Annotated in this window: 1 protein-coding gene; it reads right to left on the bottom strand. The window is 69.5% G+C overall.

The window, feature by feature from the left end; all coding sequences use genetic code 11:
- Window positions 1-203, bottom strand: a 203-nt coding sequence (locus AOBCEHNH_RS07070) for a hypothetical protein (RefSeq protein ID WP_193221219.1), incomplete at both ends; no start/stop codon positions are given.

The following is a 203-nucleotide window of genomic DNA, read 5'->3' as shown; positions in this document are numbered from 1 at the left end:
GGTCCCGGACGGGAGCGCCGCGGTGGAGACGACCTTGCCGCCGACGTAGAAGTTCACGGTCGTGAACTCGACGGGCTTGGCGGCGTCGGCGAAGACGGCCTCGACGTTCGCGGACTCGCCCTCGACCTTGTAGTCGCCGGGGATGAGGTTCTTGTCGGAGTCGCCGGTCCACTTCCAGCCGGCGAGGACCTTGCCCGCGGGCA

This window comes from Collinsella intestinalis, assembly GCF_902501455.1.
Classification (GTDB): Bacteria; Actinomycetota; Coriobacteriia; order Coriobacteriales; family Coriobacteriaceae; genus Collinsella; species Collinsella intestinalis.
Note: the sequence above shows the minus strand (reverse complement) of the source record. Positions and strands in the feature narration are given on the sequence as shown.